Origin of the sequence: Citrobacter braakii, assembly GCF_002075345.1 — a bacterium.
Lineage (GTDB): Bacteria > Pseudomonadota > Gammaproteobacteria > Enterobacterales > Enterobacteriaceae > Citrobacter > Citrobacter braakii.
Genome location: NZ_NAEW01000003.1, coordinates 183,956 through 200,071, shown reverse-complemented (window position 1 = coordinate 200,071; position 16,116 = coordinate 183,956). Strand labels below are relative to the sequence as shown.

At 52.8% G+C, this 16,116-nt stretch carries 16 protein-coding genes; 8 read left to right on the top strand and 8 right to left on the bottom strand.

What is annotated here, in order from left to right; genetic code table 11:
• Nucleotides 1-7: 7 nt before the first annotated feature.
• Nucleotides 8-1,516 carry an FGGY family carbohydrate kinase gene (locus tag BZK42_RS08125; RefSeq protein ID WP_080858986.1) on the top strand — a complete coding sequence of 503 codons (1,509 nt, stop codon included), beginning with the start codon at nucleotides 8-10 and terminating at the stop codon, nucleotides 1,514-1,516.
• Between the two features lie 75 nt (nucleotides 1,517-1,591).
• Here BZK42_RS08125 and BZK42_RS08120 read toward each other — a convergent pair whose 3' ends face one another.
• Nucleotides 1,592-2,296, bottom strand: coding sequence for a GNAT family N-acetyltransferase (locus BZK42_RS08120; protein ID WP_016152177.1), 705 nt, complete (start codon nucleotides 2,294-2,296; stop codon nucleotides 1,592-1,594).
• Between the two features lie 169 nt (nucleotides 2,297-2,465).
• Here BZK42_RS08120 and BZK42_RS08115 point away from each other — a divergent pair, with 169 nt between their 5' ends.
• A complete protein-coding gene (locus BZK42_RS08115; protein WP_019076232.1) occupies nucleotides 2,466-3,584 on the top strand; it encodes a YbdK family carboxylate-amine ligase in 1,119 nt (372 codons plus the stop codon).
• Between the two features lie 66 nt (nucleotides 3,585-3,650).
• Entirely contained in the window at nucleotides 3,651-3,899 is a 249-nt protein-coding gene (locus tag BZK42_RS08110; RefSeq protein ID WP_016152175.1) for a DUF1158 domain-containing protein, read from the top strand.
• A gap of 21 nt (nucleotides 3,900-3,920) precedes the next feature.
• On the opposite strand, the gene BZK42_RS08105 is transcribed toward BZK42_RS08110, so the two are convergent.
• Both BZK42_RS08105 and BZK42_RS08100 read right to left on the bottom strand, forming a co-directional pair.
• Nucleotides 3,921-4,262: a RamA family antibiotic efflux transcriptional regulator gene (locus BZK42_RS08105; RefSeq protein ID WP_003021996.1), complete on the bottom strand. Its 342-nt coding sequence runs from the start codon at nucleotides 4,260-4,262 to the stop codon at nucleotides 3,921-3,923.
• Nucleotides 4,263-4,279: 17 nt separating this feature from the next.
• The gene (locus BZK42_RS08100) at nucleotides 4,280-5,392 is read right to left on the bottom strand and encodes an MBL fold metallo-hydrolase (RefSeq protein ID WP_016152174.1); all 1,113 of its coding nucleotides are present in this window, start codon (nucleotides 5,390-5,392) and stop codon (nucleotides 4,280-4,282) included.
• A gap of 189 nt (nucleotides 5,393-5,581) precedes the next feature.
• Between BZK42_RS08100 and BZK42_RS08095 the strand changes: the two genes are divergently transcribed.
• The 4 genes from BZK42_RS08095 (at nucleotide 5,582) to BZK42_RS08080 (ending at nucleotide 8,613) form a co-directional block, all read left to right on the top strand.
• Complete coding sequence (locus BZK42_RS08095; protein ID WP_053389453.1) at nucleotides 5,582-6,163, top strand: TetR/AcrR family transcriptional regulator; 582 nt, start codon at nucleotides 5,582-5,584, stop codon at nucleotides 6,161-6,163.
• The gene (locus BZK42_RS08090) at nucleotides 6,163-6,531 is read left to right on the top strand and encodes an MmcQ/YjbR family DNA-binding protein (protein ID WP_016152172.1); all 369 of its coding nucleotides are present in this window, start codon (nucleotides 6,163-6,165) and stop codon (nucleotides 6,529-6,531) included. Before BZK42_RS08095 ends, BZK42_RS08090 begins: the two co-directional genes overlap by 1 nt.
• 119 nt (nucleotides 6,532-6,650) lie before the next feature.
• Entirely contained in the window at nucleotides 6,651-7,304 is a 654-nt protein-coding gene (gene nfsB, locus BZK42_RS08085; RefSeq protein ID WP_047415091.1) for an oxygen-insensitive NAD(P)H nitroreductase, read from the top strand.
• 64 nt (nucleotides 7,305-7,368) lie between these two features.
• The gene (locus BZK42_RS08080) at nucleotides 7,369-8,613 is read left to right on the top strand and encodes a mechanosensitive ion channel family protein (protein ID WP_016152170.1); all 1,245 of its coding nucleotides are present in this window, start codon (nucleotides 7,369-7,371) and stop codon (nucleotides 8,611-8,613) included.
• A 3-nt stretch (nucleotides 8,614-8,616) separates the two neighbouring features.
• Here the strand turns inward: BZK42_RS08080 and BZK42_RS08075 are convergent, their stop codons facing one another.
• The 5 genes from BZK42_RS08075 to pheP all read right to left on the bottom strand — a co-directional run bounded on the left by BZK42_RS08075 (nucleotide 8,617) and on the right by pheP (nucleotide 14,668).
• Nucleotides 8,617-9,597 (bottom strand): LacI family DNA-binding transcriptional regulator, encoded by a 981-nt coding sequence (locus BZK42_RS08075; RefSeq protein WP_080858985.1) that lies wholly within the window; start codon nucleotides 9,595-9,597, stop codon nucleotides 8,617-8,619.
• Between the two features lie 77 nt (nucleotides 9,598-9,674).
• Entirely contained in the window at nucleotides 9,675-10,826 is a 1,152-nt protein-coding gene (locus BZK42_RS08070) for a Gfo/Idh/MocA family protein (RefSeq protein ID WP_047358058.1), read from the bottom strand.
• Complete coding sequence (locus BZK42_RS08065) at nucleotides 10,823-11,851, bottom strand: sugar phosphate isomerase/epimerase family protein (protein ID WP_047358057.1); 1,029 nt, start codon at nucleotides 11,849-11,851, stop codon at nucleotides 10,823-10,825. The genes BZK42_RS08070 and BZK42_RS08065 overlap by 4 nt, the downstream gene beginning before the upstream one ends.
• A 15-nt stretch (nucleotides 11,852-11,866) precedes the next feature.
• Nucleotides 11,867-13,108 carry an MFS transporter gene (locus BZK42_RS08060; RefSeq protein WP_016155933.1) on the bottom strand — a complete coding sequence of 414 codons (1,242 nt, stop codon included), beginning with the start codon at nucleotides 13,106-13,108 and terminating at the stop codon, nucleotides 11,867-11,869.
• Nucleotides 13,109-13,273: 165 nt separating this feature from the next.
• Nucleotides 13,274-14,668 carry a phenylalanine transporter gene (gene pheP / locus BZK42_RS08055; RefSeq protein ID WP_032931079.1) on the bottom strand — a complete coding sequence of 465 codons (1,395 nt, stop codon included), beginning with the start codon at nucleotides 14,666-14,668 and terminating at the stop codon, nucleotides 13,274-13,276.
• Between the two features lie 246 nt (nucleotides 14,669-14,914).
• Here pheP and BZK42_RS08050 point away from each other — a divergent pair, with 246 nt between their 5' ends.
• Complete coding sequence (locus tag BZK42_RS08050) at nucleotides 14,915-16,090, top strand: coiled-coil domain-containing protein (RefSeq protein WP_016152164.1); 1,176 nt, start codon at nucleotides 14,915-14,917, stop codon at nucleotides 16,088-16,090.
• The last annotated feature ends 26 nt before the right edge of the window (nucleotides 16,091-16,116 follow it).

Sequence of the window (16,116 nt, the reverse complement as noted above, 5' to 3'; positions counted from 1 at the left end):
GAAAACAATGTCAGCACAAAAAGACATTATTATTGCGCTTGATGAAGGCACCACCAATGCCAAAGCCGTAGCGCTGGATGGTCAGGGAAACGTGGTCGCGAAGTTCTCCCGCGCGCTGGCGATCCACACGCCCCGTGAAGGCTGGGTTGAACAGTCAGGTGATGCACTTCTGGACGCATCGCTGGATGTTGTGGCACAAGCCATTACCTGCGTCGGCGCACAACGCGTTGCAGCGCTGGCGATCAGCAATCAACGTGAAACGGCGATAGGCTGGTATCGTGCCAGCGGTCGCCCTCTCGGCCCTGCTATCACCTGGCAATGTTCGCGCACGGCCGATTTTTGCCGTGCATTACGTGAACAGGGGCACGAGGCGTACATAAAATCCATCACCGGATTACCCGTTGCCCCACTCTTTTCCGCCTCTAAAATGCGCTGGCTGCTGGAGTCAGTTCCCAACGGTATGACGCTCGCACAGCAAGGGGAAATATGTCTCGGGACCATCGATAGCTGGTTACTGTGGAACTTAACGCACGGCGAGGAATTTCGTTGCGACATCTCCAACGCTTCACGCACGCAGTTGCTCAATCTCAACAGCGGACAATGGGATAACAAGATGTTGGCTCTATTCGGTATTCCGCAGCAGGCGTTGCCCGAAGTTTGCCCTTCCAGCCACCATTTTGGCGTAACAAAAGGTCTGGAGAGGATACCTGATGGAATCCCTATTCTGGCGATGATTGGCGACTCACATGCTGCGCTTTTTGCCCATGGGCTGGGTATGGAAGGCTGCGTCAAAGCGACCTATGGCACCGGATCTTCCGTTATGGCACCCGTATTCTCGGCGCAGTCCGAGGTGAGCGCGCTGGCAACGACCATAGCCTGGCATGACGGTGACACCCTGGTCTACGGGCTGGAAGGTAATATTCCGCATACGGGAGATGCCGTCGCATGGATGGCCGATAGCACAGGTCTTAGCGAATTACCGGAAGAGCAACTGCTTCATGAGCTCAATACGCTGCCCGCCACGGTTGACTCCACGCTGGGCGTCTATTTTGTTCCGGCACTTACCGGGCTGGGCGCGCCCTGGTGGGATGAAGATGCCCGGGGGTTGATTCACGGTCTCAGCCGCGGAGTGAAACGCGCACATCTGGTACGTGCGGCACTGGAGTCGATTACCTATCAGATTGCCGATGTTGTTTTAGCGATGCGCCAGCACAACGGTTTTCGACTCAGCGCGTTAATGGTTGATGGCGGGCCAACAAAAAATGACTGGCTAATGCAGTATCAAGCCGATTTATTGGGCTGTCCGGTGATGCGCAGCGATATCCCTGAACTTTCCGCTATCGGTGCCGGATTGCTGGCACGCAAGAAGCTGCAAGGTGCATCTACCAGCCAGTTGCGAGATTATCTGCCCGAACACGTATCGTTCCAGCCAAACATGGCGCGCCATGGGAGATTGCAAAAACGCTGGCATGAATGGCAAGGAGCCGTCGAACGCACCCGTTGGCAAACCCGTTAATAAATCAACGCTAATGATAAATGCGCCCGCAGCCATAACTGACTGTGGGTGCACTGTTAATTCTTCAAAAGCGAGCTACTGCGGCTGACACGCCGCCAGCGATCGGCGTTGCTGTCCTTTTTCATCGAAGTTATCGGCAGCCAGCCAGCGCTGCAAAACAGCGTCGCACTGGGGCCATTCACTATCAATCATCGATAACCAGTCGCTGTCGCGATTACGCCCCTTGCGCACAATCTTCTGGCGAAAACGTCCTTCGAAGATAAACCCAAGGCGCTCCGCCGCCCGACGGGAAGCCGTGTTCAGAGAGTCACATTTCCACTCCACGCGACGATAGCCCAACGCAAACGCCTGGCGCAGCAACAGCCAGATGCTTTCGGTGCCGAGTACCGTATTTTTCATGCGCGGTGACCAGGTTACATGACCAATTTCAACCGAACCATGCTCCCGTTCGATCGCCATAAAGCACACCAGTCCCACCGCACGACCGGAACGCTGTTCAATGACAGCATAGGGAACCAGAGATGCATCCGTGGATTTGCCCTCTACCCAGCAAGCTGTGGCCTCAACGCTCGTGGGACGAGAACTTGCAAGCCAGGTCCAGTCGCGATCGTCTGGCGCCTGCGCGTAAGCATCAAACAGATCGGCGGCATGGCTGTCGGCATCCAGGGGAACCAGTCGACAATATTGCCCTGCAAGTTCTTCCCGCGGCAGTACGGCAGCACCATTCCAGTCAGGCACAATATCGCCGACGGTCTGTCCATAAAGATTAATTTCCGGCACGATTCAACCCCTGTTGCGAAGTAAAAAATAGTTATAACACCGGCCATTTCGCCTTCAAAGCATCGCGGGGGGATTTCTGACAACGAACAGAAAATCAGCGGCCCTTCTATATGCAGCTTGCAAGATGACGCGTCTATACTGATTAAAAATCAACGCTGAAGAGAACACTATGTCCCTACCCGATTTTCATGTTTCTGACCCTTTTACGTTAGGCATTGAACTGGAAATGCAGGTGGTCAATCCTCCGGGCTACGACCTGAGCCAGGACTCTTCCCGACTGATTGACGCCGTAAAGCCGCAGCTCACCGCCGGAGAAGTAAAGCACGATATCACTGAAAGTATGCTGGAGATGGCGACCGGGGTTTGTCGCAATATCGACCAGGCGAGTGCTGAATTATCCGCCATGCAGCAGATAATCTCACGGGTTGCTGCCGAGCATCACCTCGCCATCTGTGGCGGCGGGACGCATCCGTTTCAAAAATGGCAACGTCAGGAAGTCTGCGATGACGAACGCTATCGGCGCAACCTGGAAAATTTTGGCTATCTTATTCAGCAGGCGACGGTATTCGGCCAACATGTGCATATCGGCTGCGCAAACGGCGATGATGCTATTTACCTCCTGCACGGCCTGTCGCGATTTGTTCCCCATTTTATTGCACTCTCTGCCGCCTCACCTTATATGCAGACGTCCGACACGCGGTTTGCCTGCGCGCGGCTGAATATTTTCTCCGGATTTCCCGATAATGGCCCGATGCCGTGGGTGAATAACTGGCAGGAATTTGAGGGGTTATTTCGTCGACTGGCTTACACCAGCATGATTGATAGCATTAAAGATTTACACTGGGATATCCGCCCCAGCCCGCACTTTGGTACGGTAGAGGTTCGCGTCATGGACACTCCGCTAACCCTTGAACACGCAGTCAATATGGCGGGACTTATTCAGGCTACCGCCCACTGGTTGCTCACTAAACGGCCATTCAAGCACCAGGAGCGTGATTACCTGCTGTATAAATTTAACCGTTTTCAGGCCTGCCGCTTTGGCATGGCGGGAATCATCACCGACGTCAATACCGGCGATGGGCACCGCCTGTCAGATGACACGCTACGGCTACTGGAGAATGTCGCCGCTTCTGCGGACAAAGTAGGCGCGACCAGCGCGATTGAATCCTTACGCCTGCAGGTTAAAAATGGTCATGATGAAGCGCAGAGCATGCGTGATTTTGTCGCCGATGGCGGATCTCTGAGTGGTCTGGTGAAAAAACATTGTGAGATTTGGGCCGGGCTGTAAGCGTGGCGTTTGCGTTGCCCACAGAGATCCCGGACAATGGCTTTTTAACTCAAGTTTAACAATACAATGAAACACCCGCTTGAATCACTGATGACCGCCGCAGGGATCCTGCTGCTGGCTTTTTTGTCTTGCCTGCTGCTGCCCGCCCCCTCACTGGGCATTGTGCTGGCGCAAAAACTCGTCGCCACCTTTCATCTAATGGATCTCAACCAATTTTATACTTTGCTGTTTTGTCTGTGGTTTTTACTGCTGGGGGTGATTGAATATTTTGTACTGCGTTTTATCTGGCGGCGCTGGTTCTCGCTGGCGGATTAGGCCCGCGAGAACCCTTTGCCGTTAATGCGTTCGGCTATGATTTTCTTTGCGATAGGCGCCCGGCGGCTGGCTGAACGTACGGGTGAAAATTCGCGTAAAGGTCTGCTGCGAATCGAATCCGTATTTCAAACAGATGTCATACACTTTCTGGTCGGTATCGCGTAGATCGCGCGCCGCCAATAGCAGCTTACGCTCGCGGATGTAGCGCCCGAGGCTTTCGCCTTTGTACTGCATAAAAAGACGCTGCAGGTGCCATTTGGAATATCCCGCATGGCGTGCAATATCATCAATGCGCAATGGCTGATTCAAATTATCATCAATCCATTCAACAATCGTATCAATGACCTGAGCAGAAATCGTCATCATGCTCTCCCCTGTATTCATTGAGTCGCCTGTTGCCACCAGGCCGTAAACGGTTGGTCCGGTTCGGACAGTATTACCGGTTCACCCAGCATTGGCGTCAGTAGTCGGTAATCCTGACGACGGCTGGCAAGCGCCAGTCGTTTGTAAGGATCATCCCAAGTATGTTTCGCCAGAACGAAACGGCCGGCATGCCCTGGCAACACGGCTTTCGCATGCAGATCGGCCGCAGCCTGCGCCGTCTCTTCTGGCATCATGTGAATAAACTTCCAGTCCTGGTCATATTGACCGTTCTCCATAATCGCCAAATCAACCGAGCCAAACTGCTCACCGATGGCTTTAAAATGCGGTCCATAGCCGGAATCTCCGCTGTAATAAACGTTCTGCTCCGGCGTTTCGAACATGAAGCTCGCCCATAGCGTCTGGTTGCGCTTGATACCGCGCCCCGAAAAATGACGAGCAGGCAGCACATGAACGATCAGTGAATCCGTCACTCTGACGGACTGATTCCAGTCCCGCTCTTCGATTATCTCGCTGCGCATCCCCCAGTAACGCAGATGCGACCCTACGCCGAGCGGCGTAATCACCCGCTTAATTTTCGGCATTAACGCCTTGATAGTGGCGAGATCCAGATGGTCATAGTGATCGTGCGAGATAATGAGCAGATCGATCTCCGGCATCGTCTGCGCAGTCCACGGATAATCCCCGGCAAAGGCTTTGTTCAGGAATGAAAACGGTGCGGCATAATTGCTAAATACCGGATCAATCAGGATACGTTGACCCGCCAGCTGCAAATACCATGAGGAGTGGCCCAGCCAGACCAGAGTATCCTGCTGTGGCGAAAGTCCGGCGAGATCGGTTGCCACCAGCGGTAACGGCTGCGCCGGGCGCGCATTATCACGCTTAGCGACCAGAAACTCCCACCAGGCCGCCAGCATGCCTTTGTTGCCGGTATAGCCCGGTGTCGGCACCTGGTTATGAAACTGTCCATCACGATAGTGAGGTGACTGTTCAACCAAACTCAGTTGTGCCCCTTGCGGGGCCTGACCAAACCCGGCATTGAGTACAAACGGTAAACTTGCAGCTGCGGCAATAAGCATAATAACAACCACACAAACTGTGAGACGCTTCATATCCTGACCTTAAACGCGCCCCTTTCCGCTGGTTTGCGCGACTGACTCTTGATTATGAGTGAGTAAGCACTCATTATAGAAATCGAAAGTTCGCCGTCAAGATGATTTTCAATCTTTGACATTCGCCGTTGCGGTGCTGCAAAGGCCGTGATTCAATCATGTTTTTTACAGACTTAAGGGTAAAGTGTAGTGGCTCGTCCGAAGAGTGAAGACAAAAAACTGGCATTACTGGAAGCTGCAACCACAGCATTTGCACAATCAGGCATTGCGGCATCTACCGCCGTGATAGCCCGCAATGCAGGGGTTGCGGAGGGGACGTTGTTTCGCTATTTCGCGACCAAAGATGATTTGATCAACGAGCTTTACCTCTTTTTGAAGCAAGACCTTTGTCAGTCGATGATGGCAAATTTGGATCGATCGGTGACCGATGCCAAAACCATGACTCACTACATCTGGAACAGCTACATTAGCTGGGGCCTGAACCATACCTGCGGGCATCGCACGATTCGCCAGTTGGCCGTCAGCGAGAAAATCAGCAAAGAAACGGAACAGAAGGCTGACGATATGTTCCCGGAACTGCGCGATCTTTGTCATCGCTCCGTACGACCTGAGTTTATGTCTGACGAGTATCGCGCCTTTGGCGACGCGCTGTTTCTTTCTCTGGCAGAGACCACCATGGAGTTCGCCGCCCGCGACGCGGCTCGCGCAAAAGAATATATTTCGATGGGATTTGAGGCGATGTGGCGCGCACTCACCCGTGAGGAAAAATAATGGACGGCCAGACCTTACATGCCTGTGCAAAGCGCCTTGCGCTCGAACTGCCTTTTACCGAGCACTGCTGGCCATTCGGCCCGGAATACGATGTCTTCAAAGTCGGCGGCAAAATTTTTATGCTGGTCTCAGAGCTTCGCGGACGCCCGCTGGTTAACCTGAAAGCCGATCCGCAAAAGTCACTGTTAAACCAGCAGATCTACCCCAGCATTGAACCCGGCTATCACATGAATAAAAAGCACTGGATATCGGTCTACCCAGGCGACGACATTACCGAGTCATTACTGACGGAGTTGGTAAATGATTCATGGCATCGCGTCGTAGACGGCCTGGCGAAGCGGGATCAAAAACGCCTGCGTCCAGGTTGATTTATCGTTAACTCCGATAAGTGTTTTTGCATTTTCCTGTCTTATCTTTTTCTTGCTAACCCTGTACCCTGCTGAAACAAAACGCACCCGCAGGGTATGAAAAATCACCAGGAGTAGTTATGGATATTGTTTCTGTCGCCTTAAAACGTTACTCCACTAAGGCATTCGATCCGAATAAAAAACTGACCGCTGAGCAGGCCGAAAAATTAAAAACGCTGCTGCAGTTTAGTCCGTCCAGCACCAACTCTCAGCCGTGGCACTTTATCGTTGCCAGCACTGACGAAGGTAAAGCGCGCGTGGCGAAATCCGCAGCCGGCGGTTTTGTATTCAACGAACGTAAAATGCTGGATGCTTCCCACGTCGTGGTGTTCTGCGCCAAAACGGCGATGGACGATGCCTGGCTGGAGCGCGTGGTGGATCAAGAAGATCGCGATGGCCGTTTCGCCACCCCTGAAGCCAAAGCCGCAAACCACAAAGGCCGCACCTTCTTTGCCGACATGCATCGCAAAGAGCTGAAAGATGACAACCACTGGATGGCAAAACAGGTGTACCTGAACGTCGGTAACTTCCTGCTGGGCGTGGCGGCGATGGGTCTGGATGCGGTGCCGATCGAAGGTTTCGATGCGGCGGTCATGGATGCAGAATTTGGCCTGAAAGAAAAAGGTTTCACCAGCGTAGTTGTGGTCCCGGTGGGTCATCACAGCGTAGAAGATTTCAACGCCGCGCTGCCAAAATCTCGTCTGCCGCTGGAAACAACACTGACGGAAGTTTAATCCCCGCATTTGCATAAGCTCTACACAGCGGTCATCATAGACCGCTGTTTATTAAGGAGACGTTATGCAGGAATTGATATCTCAGGTAGAAGAACTCGGCATTGAAATAAATCACACCACCTCACTGGTGATGATTTTTGGCATTATTTTTATCACCGCCATTATTGTTCACGTTATTTTGCATTGGGTGGTATTACGCGCATTTGAAAAGCGCGCCAACGCCAGCTCCCGCCTGTGGCTACAAATCATCACGCAGAACAAGTTATTTCATCGGCTGGCATTCACCCTGCAGGGTATCATTGTCAATATACAGGCCGCACTCTGGTTACAGAAAGGCAGTGAAGCAGCAGAAATATTAGTAACCTGCGCACAGCTGTGGATCATGATGTACGCCCTGTTGTCCTTGTTTTCCCTGCTGGACGTCATTCTCAATCTGTCGCAAAAATTCCCTGCCGCATCGCAATTGCCGCTAAAAGGCATATTTCAGGGCATCAAGCTCATCAGCGCTATTGTCGTCGGAATATTGATGATTTCCCTGCTGATTGGTCAGTCACCGGCAATATTGATAAGCGGTCTGGGTGCCATGGCCGCCGTGTTAATGCTGGTGTTTAAAGATCCGATCCTCGGGCTGGTGGCCGGAATACAGCTTTCAGCCAACGATATGTTGAAATTGGGTGACTGGCTGGAAATGCCTAAATACGGCGCAGATGGCGCGGTGATTGATATTGGCTTAACCACCGTAAAAGTGCGTAACTGGGATAACACCATCACCACTATCCCAACCTGGTCACTGGTATCGGACTCATTTAAAAACTGGAGTGGGATGTCGGCTTCCGGTGGGCGACGCATTAAACGCAGCATCAGCATTGATGCCACCAGCATTCATTTTCTTGATGAGGATGAGCGTCAGCGGCTGCATAAAGCGCACCTGCTGAAACCGTATTTGACCACGCGCCATCAGGAAATTGACGAGTGGAATCAGCAGTTAGATGCGCCTGAATCGGTATTAAACCACCGTCGGATGACGAATATTGGCACCTTCCGCGCCTATCTGAACGAATATTTGCGTCATCATCCGCGGATTCGCAAAGATATGACGTTAATGGTGCGCCAGCTTGCGCCAGACGATCACGGCTTACCGATCGAAATTTATGCTTTTACCAATACGGTGGTCTGGCTGGAATATGAAAGTATTCAGGCTGATATTTTCGACCATATATTCGCCGTGATCGAAGAATTTGGCTTGCGCATTCATCAATCACCCACCGGAAATGATATTCGCGCACTGTCAGGCGCATTTCAACGCTAACGCTCAGGTACTGGCGCGTGAAATATAGCGCCAGTCCATCATCACCCTTTCCGTCTGCGCGTCAGGATTTTCTATTTTATTCAGCAGCAATCCTACCGCTTTGCGGCCTATATCCCGCGAGGGCTGCTCAATGGTCGAAAGCTGTGGGGAAACCATTTCTGCCAGTTCCGTACCGTCGAAGCCCACGACGGCGATATCCTGCGGGATCTGTAATCCGACATTGAGAATAGCACGCATCGCGCCAGCGGCCAGCGTGTCCGATACGGCAAACACCGCGTCGGGTTTCACCTCTGCGGCAAGCAATGTTTTCATCGCCGCAATTCCTGCACTGGAACTTAACTCGCTGGCGTATTCTACGGCCTGATACTCAAGCGACAGCGCATGCAGCGCCGCTTTATAGCCGCGTTCGCGCAACCGGGCGTATTTATAACTCAGATCATGATTGATCAGCGCAATGCGTCGATAGCCCTTTTCCACCAGGTGAGATATTACCGACTGCGCAGCGTCAACATCGTTAATCCCTACGCAGGAAACCGCGCCTTTATCCGCATATTCCGCACACTGAACCCAGGGAGCGTCGCCAATCAGCGTGGTCAGTTCCGGTAATTTTGAGAATGCATCCATGGTGATAATGCCATCAACGATTTTCCCAGACAGCAACTTTAGCGCCGATTTTGAGCGGGCGGTATCCGAGCCGGAATTACACAGCAAAATGCGATAGCCATTCTTTTCCGCCTCTTCTTCAATGCCTTTAACAACCTCTGCACAAAAAGGGTTGGCAATGTTGGAAACCATCACCAGAATCATCGAGCTGCGTGCCGTACGCAGCTGACGAGCCAGCAGGTTGGGCTGATAATTGCTTTCTTTAATAGCCTGTAGCACGCGCTCGCGATTTTTGGCTTTGACGGTATCACTGTGATTCAGCACACGCGATACCGTCGCCACCGACACACCGGCAAGCTGGGCGATTTTTTGAATAGACATAACGACGACAAGTCCTGCGGTTTAGGCTTTACGTTGAGGCTACCATAAAATCACTGCCCGGCGAACCGGGTGCGTGTTTAGCGCTGCACTGATACCCAGCGCTGCTGCTGATGGCTTTTTATAATCGCATCAATGATATACATCACATCCGCACCATCAGAAAATGACGCAAATCGACGCTCCGCCGTCGCGGGCATTTTGCCTGCCTGCACCGCCTGATAGAACTGCTGCATCATATTCTTGAACGCATCCGGCCAGCCCTCAATATGCCCACCCGGAAAGTGCGCACTGGCAGCAACATCCGCATTCATCAATCCTGGGTCATCCGTCAGGATCTGGTTCGCCTGCTGACGGTGCCCGATCCAAAGCTGTTGCGGCGTTTCCTGATCCCAGTGCAGTGAACTCTGGCTACCGTTAATTTCAAAGCTCAGGTGATTCTTGCGCCCGGCACTCACCTGTGAAACGCTAAAGCAGCCTTTGCTACCATCGTCAAAACGTACCAGCACCGATCCACAATCTTCCGTCGTCACCGCTTTATTCTCAAATTGCAGGTCAGCCGTTTGCTGGCCAAACGTAGCGTTACTGGCGATGCTGGCTTTTCGTACCGGCCAGACGATAGCCAGATCGGCCATCACCTCGACAATACGTTTTCCAGTGACGAATTGCACCGTGTCACACCAGTGGGAACCGATATCCGCTACCGCCCGTGAGTTGCCGCCTTGTTTGGCATCGACCCGCCAGTTGTAGTCAGTTTCCAGCAGCATCCAGTCCTGCAAATAGCTCCCCTGGACAGCAAACAGACGCCCTACGCTACCGCGCCTGACCATGCTGGCAGCCTGTTGTACCATCGCAAACTGACGATAGACAAAGCTCACCCCGTGCACCACTCCTCCCTGCTCCGCCAGCGTTTCCAGTTCACGAGCCTCATCAGGCGTCATACACAGCGGCTTTTCTGAAAACACGTGCAGACCCGCGCGTAAAATCTGCCGATTGATGTCGGCATGCAGATGATTCGGCGTACAGTTATGCACCACCTGCAGTCCGGGATGCGCCAGCATCGCCTCAACGCTGCCGTACGCGTGAGGAATATGAAGAGCATCTGCACGTTCCTGGGCAACCGCCAGCGAGCTATCGCAGAGCGCCACCACGTTCACACCGCCGAGTCGACGCAACGCCTCGATATGTGCAGGCCCAATAAAACCGCTGCCAATAATGCCAACCTGTATCATTTGCGTACCTCATCGCCAGCGGCGAAATCATCAAATGCGCGTGAAGAAACCGGAATAATATGGCGGCGTATAAAATCACTCCCCTCACGCGCCCCGGTTTGCGCGTCTTTCAGGCAACACTCCCATTCCAGTACCGCCCAGCCAGGGAAATCATATTGCGTGAGCTTGCTGAAGATGGTTTTGAAATCGACCTGACCGTCCCCCAGGGAACGGAAACGCCCAGCGCGATCGAGCCACGGCTGATAACCGCCATAGACACCACTGCGGCTACTGGCGTGGTACTCAGCGTCCTTGACGTGAAACGCTTTAATGCGCGAGTGGTAAACATCGATAAACCCAAGGTAATCCATCTGCTGCAATAACAGATGGCTCGGGTCATAGAGAATGTTGCAGCGAGGATGATGATTAACCAGCGCCAGAAAGCGCTCAAACGTTACGCCATCGTGCAGATCTTCACCGGGATGGATTTCAAAGCAAACATCCACCCCATGATGATCAAAGCGATCGAGAATGGGCCTCCAGCGGCGCGCCAGCTCCAGAAAAGCCTCTTCAAAGCGCTGACGGTTATGCGGTGGCCACGGATAAAAGAAGGGCCAGGCGAGCGAACCTGAAAACGTAGCATGCGCCGTCAGCCCCAGCCTTTGCGAAGCCGCAGCGGCCTGGTGGAGGGTTTCGATGGCCCACGCCTGCCTGGCCTGCGGATTAGCGCGTACAGATGGCGGAGCAAATCCGTCAAAAGCGTCATCGTAAGCCGGATGGACGGCAACCAGTTGGCCTTCAAGATGGGTAGATAGTTCGCTAATCACCAGCCCATGCCCGGCCAGCATCCCACGAATATCATCACAATAGGCCTGACTTCTGGCTGCTTGTTCGACATCAAACAAAGACTTGTGATTACACGGGATTTGTAATGCCTTATAGCCCAGCTCCGCCGCCCATTTTGCCACGCCTTCCAGGGTGTTAAATGGGGGGCGATCCCCGATAAATTGCGCCAGAAAAATGCCAGGCCCCTTGATGGTTTTCATAACCCCTCCTGAAAATTACGCCTGCTCTTTGTCGTCATACTTGAAAGAGAAAAGGAAAATCACGGCAATCACTGCGGCAGCCACTGCCGGGATCCACCAGAATGTGGTCCACGCCTGAGGCACCGTTTGCCCCGCCACCAGACGGTTGTAAAGTGCGCCTGAAATTTGCGAACCAAGCAGCATACCGATCCCATAGGTAAACATAACGATCATGCTTTGCGCCTGACCTTTAACTTTCTCCCCGGCGATACGATCGGTGTAAATAAAGCCGACCACGAAGAAGAAGTCGTAGCACACGCCGTGCAGCAGAATGCCGAGATACAGCAGGAATCGGCCCTCTTCGCTGATGCCGAGGGCAAAGAATGCGTAGCGCACAAACCAGGCGCACATCCCGATTAACAACATGTATTTCACGCCCAGACGCCTGAACAGGAACGGGATCACCAGCATGAAGAAAATTTCAGACATCTGACCAAACGACATCGCCGTACTGACATCGCCAACGCCCGCATCAGCCAGAAACGACGCGGTATATGCGTAATAGGTTCCCAACGGTACAGAAATAAGCGTCGCGCAGAGCGAGAAGACAAAAAAGTGACGAACCTTGAGTAAGGCGAAAGCATCCGCACAAAACAGATCGCGCACTTTTACCGGCAGTCCTTTCGCCGGTGCGGGCGTGTTGGGCAACGTCAGGCTGTAGAGCGCCAGAATCACAGAAATAACCGCCGCCAGCGTAAAGATGCCGGTAGTATCCGAGATTCCGGTTACGCCGATAAAAATCCCCGCGACAATCCAGCCAATGGTGCCAAACACCCGCACCACCGGGAAAGTTTTGTCTTTATCCGACAGGCTATGAAAAGCAATGTTGTTGGTAAGCGCCAGCGTTGGCATGTAGCACAACGTGTAGCCAAACAGCAGACCAATCAACAGCGCACCGTTTTGCGCCACCAATGCCTGCGGAACAAACCAGAGGATCGCCGCGCCTGCAAGGTGCATAACCGCCATCACCTTTTGCGAGGCAAAGAAGCGGTCTACCAGCATCCCTAAGACGAACGGCGACAGAATAGAGGCAATGGGCCCGGCTGAAAACGCATCGCCAATCAGCAGCGACATGTTGTGCTGGCTCATCACCAGCCCCAGCGTGACGGACCAACTTCCCCAAATAAAGAACTGTAAGAACATCATTAGCGACAGCCGGGGTACCAGCAGCCGGTACTGTACGTTCTGTTTTCCACTACTTTCGGTTGTTGACACCATTTTTTGCCTCACCTTTAAAAAGTAATCGATTACAAAATAGATTCAATAGAAAAGTAATCGATTACAAAACAAAGATCCTGCCAGCAAAGGCAAAATTGCGAGAGCGGTCACGATAAACATTGAGAGAAGATCCGATCCCATCCTGACGATGGGATCGGTAGAAACTTAGCGGGACTTACGACACAGCAGTTTGAAGGCAACGAACAGGAACAGGATCCACACCGGCAGGAGGATAGCTGACAGGCGCATATCGTCCATCGTACACATCAGCACCAGAATCATGCCAAGGAAAGCAATACACAGGTAGTTCCCTGCCGGGTACAGCAGCGCTTTGAACTGCGTGTCACGTCCCTTACGACGCATCGCCGCCCGGAATCGCAGATGGGCCAGGCAGATCATAATCCAGTTCAACAACAGCGTCGCCACAACCAGCGCCATTAGCAGGCTAAAGGCCTTTTGTGGCAGGACATAGTTGATCAGTACGACCAGAGACGTAATAGCACCGGAGAGGATCAGTGAATTCACCGGTACGCCGCGACGGCTGACGCGGGTTAAGAACTTCGGCGCGTTCCCCTGGACAGAGAGACCAAACAGCATACGGCTGTTAGAGTAGACGCCACTGTTATATACCGACAGCGAAGCCACCAGAATGACAAAGTTCAGAGCTGAAGCCACCACGTTGCTATCAAGATTATGGAAGATCATCACAAACGGGCTGCTGTTGGATTTCACTTCCACCCACGGGTACAGCGCCAGCAGCACCACCAGAGAACCGATGTAAAACAGCAGAATACGGTACACCACCTGGTTTACCGCCTTTGGAATGCTTTTCTGCGGATCCTGCGCTTCTGCGGCAGTAATCCCGATAAGCTCAAGTCCGCCAAAGGAGAACATAATCACCGCCAGCGACAGGATCAACCCGTTCCAGCCGGTGGCAAAAAAGCCGTTGTAACGCCACAGGTTATCAATGCTTGCATGTTCCCCGCCGTGACCGGAAAACAGCATCCACACGCCAAAACCAATCATGCCGATAATGGCCAGCACTTTAATCAGCGCAAACCAGAATTCCGTTTCGCCATACAGACGTACGTTGACCAGGTTAACCGCGTTGATGATCACGAAGAATGCCGCGGCCCAAATCCAGGTCGGGACATCGGGCAGCCAGTACTGCATGTAGATCCCAGCCGCGGTCAGTTCCGCCATGCCAACCAGCACAAACATCACCCAGTAGTTCCAGCCGGACAGAAAACCCGCGAACGGTCCCCAGTATTTATAGGCAAAATGGGCAAACGATCCGGAAACGGGTTCTTCCACCACCATTTCGCCCAGTTGACGCATAATCAAAAAAGCGATGATCCCGGCAACGCCGTAACCCAGTAACACCGCAGGTCCCGCCATCTGAATAGCCGGGCCAATGCCCAAAAACAGGCCGGTACCAATTGCGCCGCCCAGCGCAATTAATTGAATATGGCGGTTTTGCAACCCCCGCTGAAGCGTCGGCTCATTCGTTGACGCGGCATCAGACACGCTGGTGTCAGATGCAGTTGACGCGTTTTTCACGCCCTTCCCCTGTGTCGTTTTTATTGAAGGGGCTTCTTTTAACATTTCAACCTGGTTGTCGCAAGGCGCAATAAGGACCCGCTGTGCCCGTGGCATTGCGTTTGTTCATAATTACAGTGAATTATTCTGGACGAAAAGGCATCGCAGGCCACAGAATGCGCTTTACTGTTTTTCTAACATTTTCAAACGGGTGAACCCGCTGTGTTTCAGCCACTCGTTTTTGAGCCAGGCCAGGCAACGACTGTCATGAATAAGATCATCAAACGACTGGAAATCGTCAAAAGCGCTATTGAACTGGAAGATGAGGAGATTATTTTCCAGCAGGTAGATCATCTGAAAAATGAGCCTATGTCAGTCTTGCCAGGCGCCATCGTTCAGGCGCTCGAAGCACGGCGCTTTAGTGATGCCCTACGTGAAATCACGGCCTGGCTGCAATCTCAACGGGCAGTCTCAACGTGGCAGGATCCTGCCATTGCCGCCAGTAAACTGGAACTAAAAGCGCTCGAAACACAGCTGCGTGACCTGATCGATAAGCGCAACACGCGCATTCAAATCCTCGATGATTTCAACGATCTGTATCATCTTCGCCTTGGGCCGCTGATGAGCCGGATCCTCGAGTTGCGTAAACAGCTCGCCGCCAGCGCCCAGCGCAAACAGGAAGCGGAGCGAAAACGCCGGGAACAAGACTATCAATCCTGCCAGCACTATATTTCCCAGGCCGTTGATCAACTGGCCAGGCTTAAGCAGCTCTGGATGAACCAGAATTCAGATTCGCGCGAATCGGTGGAAACACGTCAACGAATTCAGCAACAAACGGAGCTTATTACCGCCCTGCTGGCGGAGATTCGTGAGCTGGAAAACGACTTTTCTCGCCAGGACGACAGCGCAGCCCGTCAGGCACAGGAAGAAGCCAGCCATGAATATGATGAATATCAGGAGCAGCAGCAGGATGCGCAACATCGTTTTAGCCGTGACCAACGACTTTCTTCTGAAGAGCGTAATGAGTTAAAACGCCTGTGGCGTCAGGCCAGCCGTCTTTGTCATCCGGACGTGGTGGCGGACGATCTGAAAGAGAAAGCGCATCAGATGATGGTGCAGCTTAACCAGGCGCGCCAGAATGCCGACCTTGCTGCCGTTCGGGCGCTACTGACTCAATTGCAAAGCGGCCTCGAACCGATGATGGCGAGTGACCGATTGAACGATCTGCAGCATTTACGCAGCAAAATACAGCAGCTCAGAGAACAAATTAACGCACTGCTCAAAGAGATTACCGAACTGGAAGCTGAGAACGCCTGGCGCCTTGCCACCTCCGTGACGGATAAAGAGGCTTACTTCTCCGATCAACAACGGGCGCTTACTGAAATCCGCAATACGCTGGAACAACAGGTGCAACAGGTTGAGCAGGAGCTGTTGGCGGGCTAAGCGCTATCAGCGATAGCGAGCAGAAA